The sequence below is a fragment of the Melioribacteraceae bacterium genome (genome assembly GCA_019638015.1).
Taxonomy (GTDB): domain Bacteria; phylum Bacteroidota; class Ignavibacteria; order Ignavibacteriales; family Melioribacteraceae; genus JAHBUP01.
Map to the genome: position 1 here is coordinate 3,883,927 of JAHBUP010000001.1, position 15,286 is coordinate 3,899,212.

Genomic DNA, 15,286 nt, shown 5'->3' on the forward strand with positions numbered 1-15,286 from the left:
CATTATAATTTAATTTATTGAATTAGCTATTCGTAAAATATCAGATAAAATACCCGACGCGGTAATATCAGCTCCGGCACCCGGACCCTGTATAGTTAAAGGGCGCACGGAATATCTTTTTGTTGTAAATGTTACAATGTTATCACTTCCATGTAAATTTGAAAAAGGATGATTCTTATCGATTTTTTGTATGCTGAGACTTGCTTCTCCCTTCTCATATTTTGCAATATAGCACAATGTTTTCCCCTCAGCTAATGCTTCTTCTTTCATCATATTAAATTTATCGTCATCCTTTTTTAGTATTTTGAAGAATTCGTCAATTGAAGCTGCTTTTTCAGCTTCGGGGGAGATAAGCTTTTCAATTTTTACATTTTCAAGATTCATATTAATTCCAACCTCTCTCATCAGAATTAATATTTTTCGTGCCATATCAAGACCATTTAAATCATCTCGTGGGTCTGGTTCAGTAAATCCTTTAGATTTTGCATCTTTAACAATTTCAGAGAACTTTGAGGATTCTCTTAACGAATTAAATATATAACTCAATGTTCCGGAGAGAACGCCTTCAATTTTTATTATTTCATCACCGTTGGTAATTAATTCTCGCAAAGAACCGATGATTGGCAATGCCGCTCCAACATTAGTGCTGTATCTAAATTGAGATTTTCCTTTTTTAGCAGAGGATCTTAATTCTTTATAATTCTCAAAGTTTTGCGAATTCGCAATTTTATTTGGTGTTACAACCGATATCCCATGCAAAAGAAGATCACAATAATTTTCAACAACAATTTTGCTCGCCGTACAATCAACAACCACTGAATTAGAAAAACCAAATTCTTTAATAATATCAATAAACTTTTTAATATTTGATTTATCAGTGGAGTTATCAATTAAGTTTCTCCACTTTTTAGGATCCATTCCCTTTTTATCCCAAACCATCTTCTCAATATTAGCGATACCGATTAATTTTAATTTTGCTTTTGAGATATCAGTAGGATAAATATTCTCAGTCGCTATTAAATCGAGAAAGGCTCCACCCACCAATCCAGTTCCAACTACAAACAGATTTATATTCTTTTGTTTATCGAAGAAAAGAGAATCATGCAAAACATTCATTGCTTTAGTAAGAGTATTTTTATTTATAACAACTGAAATATTTAATTCGGATGAGCCCTGCGCTATAGCAATAATATTCACACCGTTACTACCGAGGGCTTTAAATACTTTTCCGGAGATACCCGGTGTGTGTCTCATATCTTCGCCAACAATTGCAATGATTGATAAATTCTTTTCAATTACTACTTCATCAATCATTCCGTCACGGATTTCCCACTTAAACTCTTCCTCAATAACCGCTTTAGCGCGTTCACCGCTTTGAGGCGCCACAGCAAGACACACAGTATGTTCGGATGAGGCTTGTGTAATCATTATAATATTTATTTTTTCTTTCGCTAATGCGCTAAATATTCTTGACGCGATTCCAACTACCCCCACCATTCCGCTTCCCGAAATTTGAAGCAATGATATATCATCAATCGAAGTAATTCCCTTAACACTAAATTCTCCACCTGTATCTTTTCCCGAAATTAATGTTCCATTGTGTTCGGGATTAAATGTGTTTTTTATTCGGATTGGTATTTTCCTAAGTTGAGCGGGACGCATAGTAGGAGGATAAATTACTTTTGCGCCAAAGTGAGATAATTCCATAGCTTCTAAGTAAGTAACCGATTCAAGAGAAAATGCGCTTGGAACTTTGCGCGGATCAGCGGTTAAAATTCCATCAACATCTGTCCATATTTCTATTTCCTCTGAATTTAATGCCGCACCAAAAATTGAAGCCGTATAATCTGATCCCCCTCTTCCAAGAGTTGCTGTTTCATTTAACTCGGTAGAACCAATAAAACCAGTAATTACCTGAATGCTTTTGTGCTCAGAAAAATAATTTACAATATTGAGGTTGGTTTTCTCAAAATTAACTCTAGCTGTTCCAAAACTATCATCTGTTTTAACTATTTTTCTCGCGTCCAAATATTCAGCATCTATATTTCTGCTTTTCATGGCATCTGCAATAATTGTACAGGAAAGCCTCTCTCCGAAACTCATGATAAAATCCAGCGAACGTGGAGTTAGCTCTTTAACTAAAAATACTCCCGTCAATACTTCTTCAAGTTCACGCAAAAGATCAGCAACCTTAAAAGCGGTAGAATCTGTAATGGATTTACTGATTAATTTTTGAACCGCTTCGTGATGAATTAATTTTACCTGATTTAAATCATGCAGATACGTTTCATCGCGTTTAAATGCTTTATTTGCAGTAGCAATTAATTTATCGGTTACTGTTTGAAACGCAGAAAAAACAACTGCGAATTCAATTTTTTTTGCGATATAGTTTTCTAAAATAGAAATGACTGAAGCAATTCTTGCGGGATTACCCACCGAAGAACCACCAAATTTAAGTACTTTCATAAGATTTACATAGTTGTTGAAAATTTAGGGCGAATGATAAAAAAAACTAGGGTTAATCGAAATGATTCAAATAAATTAAATTTTGGAATCTGACGAGAAAAAGAGAAGTAAGTTATAACTTACTTCTCTAGCTCTGGTGCAAATGTTATATTCTCAAATTTTCCATTCTCAATTTCAGCTTTAGGGCGAGGTTTATCTTTACGTGAGCTGTATGTATGTTTTTCAACTGTAAACTGAAAACTTCCGCTAACGGTTCTGTTTGCTGTATCATAGATTTCTACAATTGCCTTACCTTCGATAGAGTTCCACTGCGGGGCATCGGCACCATCCGGAGCCCAAATTAATTCAGCGTCTGGAGATTCCCCTTTTTCTTCATCTCTTGGAACATAAACCAACTCGACCGGCAATTGTTCTAGTAATTTGGATTCTTTCAGATAGAGATGCATTATTTTATCTCCGGCATCGGCGTGCACCTGAATAAATTTGTCGTTACCAATAGTAACTAATTGGGCGCTGCTTACTTTTCCAGGAAAGTCTTTTCCGTCAACAGTACAACTAATTTTATTCTGCGCGTAATTTAAGGTAGATACAAAGAACAAGGCGGTAATAAAAAAGTATATTCTTAACTTCATTTGTTCTCCTATTTGTTTCTAGCGATTGTAAAAATAGTCTTTGTGTGTAAAAAATAAAGTGGCATAATTTTTACTCGGCAAATGTAATATAAAAAGACCTTTCATGTAAAAGAAAAATAGTTTAACTCAGCAATAAATTAAGCATAAATAACCGCGCTCAAATATCCAACTACTCCGGACATATCTCCTGTGGTTTCACCCGAGTCAGTTCTGTATAGCACTTCAGCATTCTTATATCCTTTGATATGCGCTGATCTAAGTAAAACTGAAATTGGACCACCACCGCATGCTTCACATTTATTTCTTTCGAGATCATCAATTAATTTTTCATAGTTCATAGTGCTGATATTTTTTTCAACCTGAACATCAAGGCTATTAGATTTTTTTCTATCGTGAAAATGAGATAGATCCGAACTGGCGATTATTATTGTTTTATTATCATAAACAGAAGCTATTTTCTCTGCCAGTATCTCTACATATTCTCTTCTCTGATCCCCCATTACAATTGGTATTAGTGTAAATTCTTTTAAAACGGTTTGAAGAAAAGGAAGCTGAACCTCGAGCGCATGTTCTTGTCTGTGTCCATTGATTCCTTTGAATATGAAACTCTCATCTTCGATCAACTTATTTATCATTTCCTTATTTAATTTTATTTCACCAATTGGAGTTTTGTATGCCTCTCCGTTGTAAATTGAAATTCCAGGAAAATATTCCCGGTGACTTGGAGAAATTACTATTACCTTATCAAAGTCTTTACCTATAAGTGTATTATATGCATAGGCTGCCGTTTTACCCGAATATGGAAATCCAGCATGTGGTGAAACCAAGCCGAAAATTCGCTCAAATCTTTTTTCCGGTTTTGTGATCTCTAGAAGTAAATTTATTTCTTTCTCCAACTCTGATTTTGAATCGGGATAGAAAATACCTGCGACGACGGGTTCACGTACTATTTTCATTGTACTATTCTCCCAATATAATTTCTTCACTAAATACTTCCGCTGTAAAGCCCTTTAGTTTTAATTGTTTTGTTTGCCAGTATTTTTTTGGAAGACCGCTTTTTTTACAAATGGCATCAAGGAATTGATCGCGGTTCATATTGTGTTCAATAGGTACTTGTGGTAAAAGCAATCCACGCGCGCTATTTTCTTCAAGAATTAAACCATGTTTGCCAATTACTATTTCATCATAAGAATGCATTTTGAAAGGTGGGGATAGAACAGATATTTCAATTTTTATATTAGGAAGTTCGCTTTCCGATAATCTTGGAAATCGTGGATCATGTATCGCCGCTTGGATTGCCGCGTCACAAACTGTATCAAAAAGAGGCTGATCAGATATTATGTATCCAATACAACCTCGCAAGGAATTATATTCAGTAAGCGTTACAAAGGCACCCGCGTTTATTTTAAGAGAGGGATATTTTTCATAATCGGGAGTTTCAACTTTCATCTTGCTAAAAATTGATTCGATTGATGATCGGGCCGCCGAAAGGAGAATAGTTTTTTCTTCGTGAGTCAGGTTCATTTTATATCTTATAAATTATTAAACCGTTCTTTTCCTTTAGCAGAAATAAAAAGTTTCTAAATATGAAGAAGGAATCGTTAAATAAACTTGTAACCTTTTCATTGAGTTCAACTTTTATTAATTCTTTCTCCGAATCGAATTCAAGCGCAAAAAAAATATTAGAATAGATATTCTCTTTAATCACATAGTTGAAGGAAAATAACAGGTTAGTTTTATAGTGGATTAGCTCAACATCACCGGTGACATTATATTTATTGGTTATTGATTCAATCAATGCTCGAATAGAAAAATCAATATTTGCTGTTAATTTTTCGGGGTAACGATAATTATCCCACTTTGCAGATTTATCTTGTTCGCTTCGCAGTGAGTTGATTCTTGTGTAATCCGGACCAATATTTTCAACAATCTCCCCTGATAGATAATTCAACGCAAAATAATCTCTGTCTTCAAATCCTTGAGTGTATGCGTAAACAATATCATCTGCAACAAAATGAAATGTTAATGTTGAATTGCTCCACAAAACATTTTGGGAATCAACATCAAAAGCAATTATTTCTTTATGCTGAGGCATATCTGGCTTTGGAAATCTATGAAAGTAAATAATATTTTTATACACAGAATCGATCCCCAGCCAATACTTTTCCTCCATCTGAAAATTCTTAAAGACTGTCTTAGTAGTATTTAAATCGTAACAATCAAAAAACACTTCCTTAGTTGTAATATCTCGCGATTCAATAATTATTTTATCATACTCCGAAATCAACAATCTCCACAGCTGTCGTTTTGAATTATAATTAAAATGCTTTTCCATTATTTCCCATTTTATATAATTTATTCCAATAGCGCCAAATACTTACCAATGAATGAACCAAATTTACTCTCAACTATAATGGTTTAAATCTGGCGGTAAAGTGTCTCAGCATCGGAGCTTCATAAGTAAAGGTATAACCCTTCAGCTCATTCCTCTTTTTGAAAACCTCTATCAAAACTTCAGCAACATAATCAATATGACTTTGAGTATAGACTCTTCTCGGAATAGCCATTCTAACAAGTTCCATCATTGCCGGAATCAGATTTCCATCAGCGTCATATTTTCCAAACATTACGCTGCCAATTTCACAGGCACGAATCCCCCCCTCAATATACATTTCGCAAGTAATTGATTGTCCCGGAAATTGATCAACCGGAATATGAGGCGCGAATCGTTTTGCGTCAATATAAATAGCGTGCCCTCCCGGCGGTTCAATAATTGGAATTCCATTACTCAATAATTTTTCGCCGAGATATTCGATACTACGAATTCTGTATTGCAAATAATATTCATCAACAATCTCTTCCAAACCTTGGGCAATAGCTTCGAGATCTCGTCCTGCGAGTCCGCCGTAAGTTGGAAAACCTTCGGTTACGATTAAGAGGTTTCGCGATTTCATCGCAAGCTCTTCATCATTAATTGAGAGCCAGCCCCCAATATTTACAAGCGCATCTTTTTTTGCGCTCATTGTCGATCCATCGGCATAGGAGAACATTTCCTGGCATATTTCTAAAATTGATTTCTCTTTATATCCCTCTTCTCTCATTTTTATAAAGTAGGCGTTTTCCGCAAAGCGACAGGCATCAAGAAACAGAGGAATATTATTTTGTTTGCAAATCCCCGATACTTCTTTAATATTTTTCATCGAGACAGGTTGACCGCCCCCCGAATTATTGGTTACTGTTAATACAACAAGAGGAATATTTTCTTTTCCATACTTTTTAATAAATGATTTAAGAGCTTCAATGTCCATATCCCCCTTAAATGGAGCTCGTATTTCGGGATGCTTGCCAACCTCATTTAATAAATCGTGGGCTTCCGCTCCGCTATACTCTACATTTGCTCGGGTTGTATCAAAAAAAGTATTGGCGGCAAAGTATTTTCCTTTTCCACCAAGAATAGTAAACAATATTTTTTCCGCGGCTCTTCCTTGATGGGTTGGAATAATAAACTTATCGCCTGTAATTTTTTTTACTGCGCTTTCAAAGCGGTAATAACTTTTTGCACCGGCATAACTTTCATCGCCACGCATAATACCGGACCACTGTTCCGAACTCATTGCCGAGGTACCGCTGTCAGTTAGCAGGTCAATTAGTACATCATCCGCGTGAATTAAAAAAGTATTGTAACCGGCATCCTCTAATATTTTTGTTCTTTCTTCTTTGGTAGTAAACCTAATCGGCTCGACCGATTTAATTCTAAATGGCTCAATAATGGTTTTCATTTTTCCTCATTTTTTAGTGAAAGAAAATTAAGAATTATTAGATAACTACGGCATCATAATAAGTGGGAGAGAAATAGATAAAAAAGTTTATGTAAAGTATACTTGACTTTTTGTAAAGGTTGCTATAATTTGGATTTGTAAAAAATCACTGAAGGAGTTAAGAATGAAAAATGTCATTAAAAATTTTTCGTTCCCCTATACTAAACAGATATTGATTTCCTCATCGATAATGATTTTTCTCCCGCTATTAATATTTGGTTTGATTGATACAAAATCAATAATTGATTCTACCCCCTACCTTTTCAAATCATTTTTTCTAATTTCCTCTCTACTTGCTGCACTGGGGTTTATTTATTGTACACTGGGTTTTCATTTCAAAACGAAACGGGGAGATGAACTTAAATTCAGAATTCATCTAGAATCTCTGGAGTTTGCATTTACTACTTCGCTTGTTTTCTTCTTCGTATTTGTTTTTATTTTTTTGAATTTCGCGCCAACGATGTTGAACTACATTTTAATAATTCTTGTAATCGTGGGAATTGTAGCTTATTTAATTGGGATGGAATTTATTAAGGAAAGGTACGAGTGAAAAATATATTACATGTTATGCGTGCCGAAAGGCGATTATCGCAAGACGATTTGGCAAAACTACTGGAGGTTTCCCGTCAAACAATTAACGCTATAGAACGGGAGAAATATGATCCGAGTCTTCCTCTTGCTTTAAAAATTGCAAAAGTATTTAACCGAAAGGTTGAAGAGATTTTTTTCCTGGAGGAAAAATGAATCTAATAAAAATATTTCGAGAAGAGCTATTCATCTCTTTAATCATGTTTGCTGTTTTTAGTTATGATGTTTACTTGAAAGGAGAAACAATAGCAAACAGCATGCTGATCAGCATCATTTTTTTAATTATTACGTGGGCAATCTTCTACTTTGTTTTTGTTCGATTAGGTAAAGATTTCAAACTGGACGAGAGGGAATTTTTCATATTTATTCAAATAGGATATATCTCTGTTTTTCTTTTCATCTCCTGTTTGATAATTATTTTTACTTTTCAAGAGGTCACTCTACCATTATTAAATGTTACGATCGCAAAAATTTGGGGACGCTATCTATTGCCCATTTTTATTTTAACACACGCTTTAACCGGACTTGCTTACAATTACTTTAGGGAAAATTTTTAATTCATTTATTTATAGTTTTTATTAATTTAGGTCTGCCCTCATTAAAAATACAAGGAGAATCTAAATGGAAGAAATGCAAAACCAGGATGCGCCTAAAATGTCCTCCGTTGAAGAAGAAGAGTTCGAAATGAGTCATACAGACAAACTTGTTGGTGTGTTATCGGAGCCCGTTCCTACCTTCACTAAAATGGCGCAAGCCGAACCGAAGACAATTGATTGGATTTTGCCGGTTCTTGTTTTTATAGTAATCGCAATACTCTCTAATATAGTAATGATGAGCAATCCTGAAATCCGTTTAAGTGTAATTGAAAAGCAAACAAAGAATATTGAGCAGAACTTTGATGAAATGGTTAAAAAAGGGCAAATGACTGAAGCACAGAAAGATGAGCAGATGGAGGCAATTAGAGATAGAATGAGTGAACAGGGAATGACTCAGTATATCTTCACCGGATTTGGAATTCTTGTTGTAACGTTTATAATGTTTTTTATTGTAAGCGGCGTTTTTCTTCTAATTGTAAAAGTTGGATTAAAGGGGGATGGAAATTATAAGTCTGCAATGGTTTCCTACGGTCTTCCCTACTACATCAATATATTGCAAATAATTGTTATGGTAATCTTAGCTATGGTTATGAATAAATTTTTTACCGGGACAAGTCTTGGAGCATTAACCGATGCCGATGGCTCCACAATTACTGGTTGGTTGTTAAATAAATTAGATCCATTCACAATTTGGTTTTATGTGATTATTGGTATTGGATTTGCGAAGATGTTTAAATCAAATGACATCAAAAAATATGTTATCACAATTGTTGGAGTCTGGTTACTTACCAGCTTAATATTCTTCTATCTCGCTCAGGCCATACCATTCTTAAAATGGTTTTCGATGTCGTAAAATTTACAAGGGTAGAGGTGGGTATTACCTCACTTCTACCTTTATTTTTTCTCAATCAATTTAATACTCTCAATTTCTTTTTTTGACAATTCACGTACTTCCGCCGATTTCAAACTGCCTAGCACTATACTTTTAATTCTAACTCGAACCAACCGCAAAGTTGGAAATCCAACTGCCGCGGTCATTTTTCGTACTTGCCGATTTCTCCCTTCAGTAATAGTTAATGAAATCCAACTAGTGGGAATGTTCTTCCTTTCTCTGATTGGAGGATTTCTTTCGGGGAAATTTGGATCGCTAATTATTAATGCTTTTGCCGGTAAAGTTTTTTTACCTTCTATTAACACTCCATCAATTAATTGCCGGATTGCTTTTTGAGTAGGGATACCTTCCACCTGAACATAATACTCCTTTTCTAATTTGTTCCGCGGATTTAGCAAATGATCGGTTAATAACTTGTCATTCGTGAGAAGAAGCAGTCCCTCGCTATCCAAATCTAATCTGCCAACAGGATACACATCCTTAGGAAAATTAAAAAGTGTTGAGAGTGTTTTTCTATCGTTCGCATCAGTAAATTGTGAAAGCACGCCATACGGTTTATAAATAGCAAAATAATAATAAGTGTTTCTCATTATTCTTTTTTAAGAAGTTTTCTAATGCTCTTTTCTTCTCCAAATACAAGTAGTACATCCTCTTTTTCTATAGTTGTTTCACCGGTTGGAATTCCAATTATCTGTTCAGAAGTGGTTTCACCAAAGCCCAGCATATTAGATTTGGTTATTTTTCTTTTAATTGTAACAACATTCACTTTATAATTTTTGGGTAAATCAAGTTGTTGAAGAGTTTTTCCTGAAAACTCAATTGGAGCAATCATTTCAACTATACTATAATCGGTCTCAAGTAAAACAGAATTAATTACTTTATCCATCATTAAAGTATTAGCAACCCGCATAGCGGCTTCTTCGGTGGGAAGAATGATTTCTTTTATTCCAAGATTAGAAAGAATTCGTTTGGTAATTTCGGTGGTGGCTCTAACAATAATTCTTTTAACACCCAGTATTTGCAATATAGAAACCGTTAAAATACTCGCCTCAAAATCATCCCCCATACCAACAATTACAGCATCATACTCATGTAGATCTTGAGTTCGAAGAGCTTTTTCATCTGTAGAATCGAGACGAACTGCGCGGGTAACTATTTCTTTTACATCTTCGAGTTTATTTATATCGCTGTCGATTGCTAATACTTCAGCTCCCTTTTCCTCTAAAAAATTTGCGAGAAATCCACCGAAATTTCCAAGTCCTATTATTGCGAATTTTTTACTCATATTATTCCCAATTAAATTATAGTTTTTTCTTCTACGTAATCGTAAAGATGAACATCCATTTTTTTAAATAATGCCAGTGTAAATGTTAAAAAGCCAATTCTTCCAATAAACATTGCCGAGGTAATAATTAGTTTTCCAAATTGAGAAAGTTCAGGAGTAATACCCAAAGTGAGTCCAACTGTGCTTGATGCCGAGATAACCTCAAAAAGTATTTTTTCGAATGACGCGTTTTCCGATAGTAGTAAAAGAAAGGTAGCTATTGATATATAAATCATGCTTAAAATAATTGTGCTAAATGACCGACTTATATCGAAAGATGAGATTCTTTTTTTAAATATTTCCACTCTGTCTTTTCCTCTGGCAATGGAGAAGAGATTTAGTAGCGAGATAGAAAATGCCGTTGTTTTAATTCCTCCCCCAGTTGAAGCTGGGGAAGCGCCAATCCACATCAATACAATAATTATAAAAATAACCGGTAATGATAATTTTGTAAAATCTACTGTGTTAAATCCCGCGGTTCTAGTAGTAACCGATTGGAATACCGAAGTTAAAACTTGCTCAAAGGTATTTTGACTATTCATACTTTTATTTGCTTCAAGAGCAAAATAAAAAACAGCACCCACGATAATTAGTGCAACCGAAGTAATTAATACCAATCTTGAGTGAAGTTTGAACTGAATATTATTCTTATTTAGCACATTATTAACAAATACTTTTCTAATATCTCTAAGTACCGGAAAACCAAGTCCCCCGGCAATTATTAAAAACATGATAATCAATAAAAATGGAAAATTTAGGAATAGGTTTTCATGAGCCAAGTTCTGGCTTAGCAAAGAAAATCCCGCGTTGCAAAAAGCGGAGACGGAATGGAAAACCGAGAAGAATATTTTTTCTTTAGTTGATGATATAAATGATAAATCTGCAAAATTAAAGATTAACAGTGCTCCAATAAATTCAATAATAAACGTAAGACCAACAATTTGATAGATTAATCTTTTCAATCCGCTTATATTTTCCTCGCCAAACATTTCCTGCACAGCAACATACTCTTTTAAGTTGTACGATTTTCCCGACGAAAATGCAAAAAAAGAAGTAAGCGTCATTATCCCTAATCCACCAATTTGAATTAATCCGAGAATAATTAGCTTTCCGTTATACGTAAAGAATCCCTCTGTATCAACAACAGTGAGCCCTGTTACTGTAACCGCACTCGCCGAAGTAAATAATGCGTCAACAAAACTAATATACCCGCCATAAGTTGATTTGGGCATCATCAATAAAAGCGCTCCAATTATAATAATCACTATAAAACTTATCATTAAAAGCATAGCCGGCTGAATTCTACGGTTGATTAATTTTTTGCTCTGGTTAATCGCTTCCAGCAAAAGCGTAATTATTGCAAGTGTTTGTGTGATTATTAGGTAAACATAAGTCAGAGTTTTTGGACTGAGCATTGGATTAATCGAAAAGACTATTCCGCTTATCAATTGAGGGAACAATAAATAAATTATTATAAACCCTATGAGTAGCAACTCAATTCTGTGTGATTTAATAAAAGCAAGTCTATCCTTTTCGAGCGCAACTCTCAAAATGTAATAAATTGAAAATCCATACAGCACTGTTCCGGGGAGTATAGATGTATATTCTTTAATTTCATCTTTTAAATAAAAACCAAAATCAGCAACCATGCTAATCAAAGCCGTGATAGCTAGCAGCGCCATGAAAATTCTACTATAGCGTATCAGAGAGTTTCTTAAAATTTCTCTTTTATGGTGGGCTTGCGATTTCCTGCTGCCATTTTTAATATTTAAAGATAGCTTCGACATACCTAATTTACACTCTGCGGATCAACATCAATTATTAATCTCACATCTTTGAACTTAGATTTTTGATTAAACTCAATGAACGATTGAATAATGGCATTACGCAGAATTTTTCCGGATGGATCTCGTTTTCTACTACTCTTCAAAATTATTTGAAAGCGATAACTCCCTTTTACTTTGAAAATTGTAGCCTCCCCCGGAGGTGTAATTATTAATGATTTACCATATTTACATAAATAACCATAAAACTCATTAATCGCGGCACGTGCCCGAGTTTCATTTTCATCTTTAATTTCAATTAGTCCAATTTTTGAGAAGGGAGGGTAGCCGCTCTGTTCCCTTAGTAAAATTTCTTTTTCATAAAATCCTTCATAATCATATTCCACAACTTTTTGAAGGACAAAATGTTTATGATTTTGAGTTTGGATTATTACCTCCCCCTCTTTCCCGCTTCTTCCCGCCCTTCCGCTAACTTGAGTTAGAAGTTGAAAGGTTCTTTCATCCGCTCTAAAATCGGGCAGCCACAATGAAGTTTCAGCGGCAACAACTCCAACCAGAGTAACATTTGCAAAATCCAATCCCTTTGAAACCATTTGCGTACCAACAAGAATATCAATTTCCCCTTTACTAAAACTATTCAGCAGTTCCCCAAGTTTACCTTTTCTATTAATTGAATCGGAATCTACCCTCTCAATTTTTGCTTTTGGAAAATAATACTCCAATTCATCTTCAACTCTTTGTGTACCAGTTCCAAAAAACTTTAATGAAATTGAACCACAGATTGAACACGCTTTTGGCACCGGTTTTATAATTCCGCAATAATGACAATGAAGAATATTTTTACTTAAATGATGAACCATCGATACAGAACAGTCATCGCACGTAATAACTTCTCCGCAGTCATCACAAAATACTTGAGTCGCAAATCCCCGCCGGTTCTGTAAAATTATTACACTTTCCTTTTTCTGAAGTCTTGTGTCAATCGCATCAATTAATTGCTTACTAAAGATGCTCTCCATTTTTTTCTTTTTACGTTCAATAGTAACATCAACAAGTTTTATAACCGGAAGTTTTGCGTCATCAATTCTATCGGGTAATTCCAGCAACTTATATTTTTCGTTTTTCGCATTGTACATGCTTTCAATTGAGGGAGTGGCTGATCCTAAAATTACTGGACAGTCATTAAATTTAGCTCTTATAACGGCACATTCGCGAGCATTGTATTTGGGTACAATATCATTTTGTTTATAACTCTGATCATGCTCTTCATCAACAACAATTAATCCAATGTTTTTTAATGGAGCGAACAAAGCGCTTCGTGGACCTATCACAACTTTATATTTACCGGAAACTATTCCACGCCACGAATCATATCTTTCGCCAAGCGACATTCTACTGTGCAATACCGCAGTTTTATCTTCAAAATAATTAATGAAACGTGTTGTTATTTGGGGCGTTAATGAAATTTCGGGGACGAGAATAATTGCAGTTTTTCCCTGCTCAACAACTTTTTTTACTAACTCAATATAAACTTGAGTTTTGCCACTGCCAGTAACACCATATAATAAGTAAGGATCAAACTTGTTTTCATTTATGGATTCGCTAATCGTATCAACCACTTTCTGCTGGGACTCACTTAAGATTATGTTTTTTGATTCTTCTTTATACGATTCCGTGTAAACTCTCTCAACTTCTTTCTCAAATACTTCTATAAGATTTTTCTGGATTAATGAATTGATAGTAGTTGAAGAAGTGTTTGTTTTTTTGAGTAACTCGCTCTGTTGTACCGCCACTTTCTGTGAAATAAGTTCCATGAGAATAACAACTTGCTTTGTGGATTTTCTTTCCACTTCTGGCATTATCTCATAAATTTCTTCCAAACTTTTAGCAAGTTTAACATACTTTACTTTTTTAATCCTAACCTTACCCTCATCAATAAAAGTAAGAATGGATATTGCTCCAATCTTTTCGAGCGACTGAAGTGACGCGTAGAGGTTTTTCTGTTTCAATTGTTTTTGCAGCTGGGAAATTTGATGAGTTTCTTTCTCTATCAAAACTGAAAGCAATTTAGAGCGGGGTGAATTTTTTTTTGTCTCAGTAGAAATCAATTTATTGCAATAATCAAAATCAACAACAACTTTTCTTTTAGATTCAACATCTGAGCCGTATGGAACGCAATTTCGCAAAGCTTCCCCAAGGGAGCTCATGTAATAATCGGCAATCCATTCATAAAACTTCAATGCTTTTTCATCAAAAATAGGAAGGTCATCAATTACATCGCGAACCGTCTTAATTTTTTCTTTAATATCAGATTCGGCTGAAGTAGAAACAACAAATCCGGTGAGTACTCTTTTCCCAAAAGGAACAACTGCGCGCACTCCTACTTTTACCGAGTCTTTCAACTCTGCCGGTATTAAGTAGGTGAATGAATTTCTAAATGGTAAAGGAAATACTATTTGGCAGTACATAATAACTCTCAAATTTCGGATTCCCGCTCAAAGCTTTGTAATTATAGGAAATAATACCAAACATTAATTGCCTCAAGCCGAAAGCTTTTCTCAAATATAATCATTCTTTTGTGGATTGCATAAATCAACAATACGTCTTATTTTGCTACCCCTAAATTAATAATGGAGAAAAGATGAAAAAAATACTCGCATTCTTTCTAATTATCACAGTATCAATTTCTTTTGCAAATGAAGAAAAATATGGGAAAGAAATAACTATCAAAGAAAAAACTGATATATCTAAAATATTAGAAACACCAGCTAAGTTTGAAGGAAAGTCGGTTTTAGTTGAAGGTGATGTTCTCGCAGTTTGTCCCAGCAGAGGATGCTGGATCGAGGTTTCAGGTAATAAAGAAGGTGAGAAATTAAAAGTTAAAGTTGAAGATGGGGTAATCGTATTTCCTCAAGACGCAAAAGGGAAAAAAGCTTTAGTTGAAGGAACCATAGAAGTAGTTAAAGCAGAATCGGAATGTGGTGGTCATGAGGGTGAAGAAGCTAAAGCCGATGAAGGCGGATGCTGTTCGGGTAGCAAGAGCGCAAAAGTTTATCAACTTCGAGGTTTGGGAGCTGTTATAAAATAATCAGAGTTTAGAATTGTGAAATGATAATGAGCCCCGGAGAACCCGGGGTTTTTTATTATAAATAATTTGGTGTAATTATAAAAATTACTTCATTAATT

General features: G+C 34.7%; 15 protein-coding genes. 5 read left to right on the forward strand and 10 right to left on the reverse strand.

What is annotated here, in order from left to right; genetic code table 11:
* Nucleotides 1-9: 9 nt before the first annotated feature.
* From thrA to KF816_16635, 6 genes are all read right to left on the reverse strand, one after another.
* Nucleotides 10-2,466 carry a bifunctional aspartate kinase/homoserine dehydrogenase I gene (thrA, locus tag KF816_16610; protein MBX3009647.1) on the reverse strand — a complete coding sequence of 819 codons (2,457 nt, stop codon included), beginning with the start codon at nt 2,464-2,466 and terminating at the stop codon, nt 10-12.
* A 119-nt stretch (nt 2,467-2,585) separates the two neighbouring features.
* Entirely contained in the window at nt 2,586-3,098 is a 513-nt protein-coding gene (locus tag KF816_16615; GenBank protein ID MBX3009648.1) for a hypothetical protein, read from the reverse strand.
* 137 nt (nt 3,099-3,235) lie between these two features.
* Nucleotides 3,236-4,054, reverse strand: a complete 819-nt coding sequence (amrB, locus tag KF816_16620) for an AmmeMemoRadiSam system protein B (GenBank protein ID MBX3009649.1) — start codon at nt 4,052-4,054, stop codon at nt 3,236-3,238.
* 4 nt (nt 4,055-4,058) lie between these two features.
* The gene (gene amrA / locus KF816_16625; GenBank protein MBX3009650.1) at nt 4,059-4,622 is read right to left on the reverse strand and encodes an AmmeMemoRadiSam system protein A; all 564 of its coding nucleotides are present in this window, start codon (nt 4,620-4,622) and stop codon (nt 4,059-4,061) included.
* Nucleotide 4,623: 1 nt separating this feature from the next.
* Nucleotides 4,624-5,433 (reverse strand): DUF4905 domain-containing protein, encoded by an 810-nt coding sequence (locus KF816_16630; GenBank protein MBX3009651.1) that lies wholly within the window; start codon nt 5,431-5,433, stop codon nt 4,624-4,626.
* A gap of 73 nt (nt 5,434-5,506) precedes the next feature.
* Nucleotides 5,507-6,877, reverse strand: coding sequence for a tryptophanase (locus KF816_16635; GenBank protein MBX3009652.1), 1,371 nt, complete (start codon nt 6,875-6,877; stop codon nt 5,507-5,509).
* A 163-nt stretch (nt 6,878-7,040) separates the two neighbouring features.
* On the opposite strand from KF816_16635, the gene KF816_16640 reads away from it, so the two are divergent.
* The 4 genes from KF816_16640 (at nt 7,041) to KF816_16655 (ending at nt 8,953) form a co-directional block, all read left to right on the forward strand.
* The gene (locus KF816_16640; GenBank protein ID MBX3009653.1) at nt 7,041-7,466 is read left to right on the forward strand and encodes a hypothetical protein; all 426 of its coding nucleotides are present in this window, start codon (nt 7,041-7,043) and stop codon (nt 7,464-7,466) included.
* Nucleotides 7,463-7,660 (forward strand): helix-turn-helix transcriptional regulator, encoded by a 198-nt coding sequence (locus KF816_16645; protein MBX3009654.1) that lies wholly within the window; start codon nt 7,463-7,465, stop codon nt 7,658-7,660. The genes KF816_16640 and KF816_16645 overlap by 4 nt, the downstream gene beginning before the upstream one ends.
* Complete coding sequence (locus KF816_16650; protein MBX3009655.1) at nt 7,657-8,061, forward strand: hypothetical protein; 405 nt, start codon at nt 7,657-7,659, stop codon at nt 8,059-8,061. Before KF816_16645 ends, KF816_16650 begins: the two co-directional genes overlap by 4 nt.
* 64 nt (nt 8,062-8,125) lie before the next feature.
* Nucleotides 8,126-8,953 (forward strand): YIP1 family protein, encoded by an 828-nt coding sequence (locus KF816_16655; GenBank protein ID MBX3009656.1) that lies wholly within the window; start codon nt 8,126-8,128, stop codon nt 8,951-8,953.
* A 41-nt stretch (nt 8,954-8,994) separates the two neighbouring features.
* Here the strand turns inward: KF816_16655 and KF816_16660 are convergent, their stop codons facing one another.
* The 4 genes from KF816_16660 to priA are packed head-to-tail and all read right to left on the reverse strand — an operon-like array spanning nt 8,995 to nt 14,568.
* Nucleotides 8,995-9,582, reverse strand: a complete 588-nt coding sequence (locus KF816_16660) for a pseudouridine synthase (protein MBX3009657.1) — start codon at nt 9,580-9,582, stop codon at nt 8,995-8,997.
* A complete protein-coding gene (locus KF816_16665; protein MBX3009658.1) occupies nt 9,582-10,277 on the reverse strand; it encodes a TrkA family potassium uptake protein in 696 nt (231 codons plus the stop codon). Before KF816_16665 ends, KF816_16660 begins: the two co-directional genes overlap by 1 nt.
* An 11-nt stretch (nt 10,278-10,288) precedes the next feature.
* Entirely contained in the window at nt 10,289-12,103 is a 1,815-nt protein-coding gene (locus KF816_16670) for a hypothetical protein (GenBank protein ID MBX3009659.1), read from the reverse strand.
* Nucleotides 12,104-12,105: 2 nt separating this feature from the next.
* Entirely contained in the window at nt 12,106-14,568 is a 2,463-nt protein-coding gene (gene priA, locus KF816_16675; GenBank protein MBX3009660.1) for a primosomal protein N', read from the reverse strand.
* 173 nt (nt 14,569-14,741) lie between these two features.
* On the opposite strand from priA, the gene KF816_16680 reads away from it, so the two are divergent.
* Nucleotides 14,742-15,188, forward strand: coding sequence for a DUF4920 domain-containing protein (locus tag KF816_16680; protein ID MBX3009661.1), 447 nt, complete (start codon nt 14,742-14,744; stop codon nt 15,186-15,188).
* The last annotated feature ends 98 nt before the right edge of the window (nt 15,189-15,286 follow it).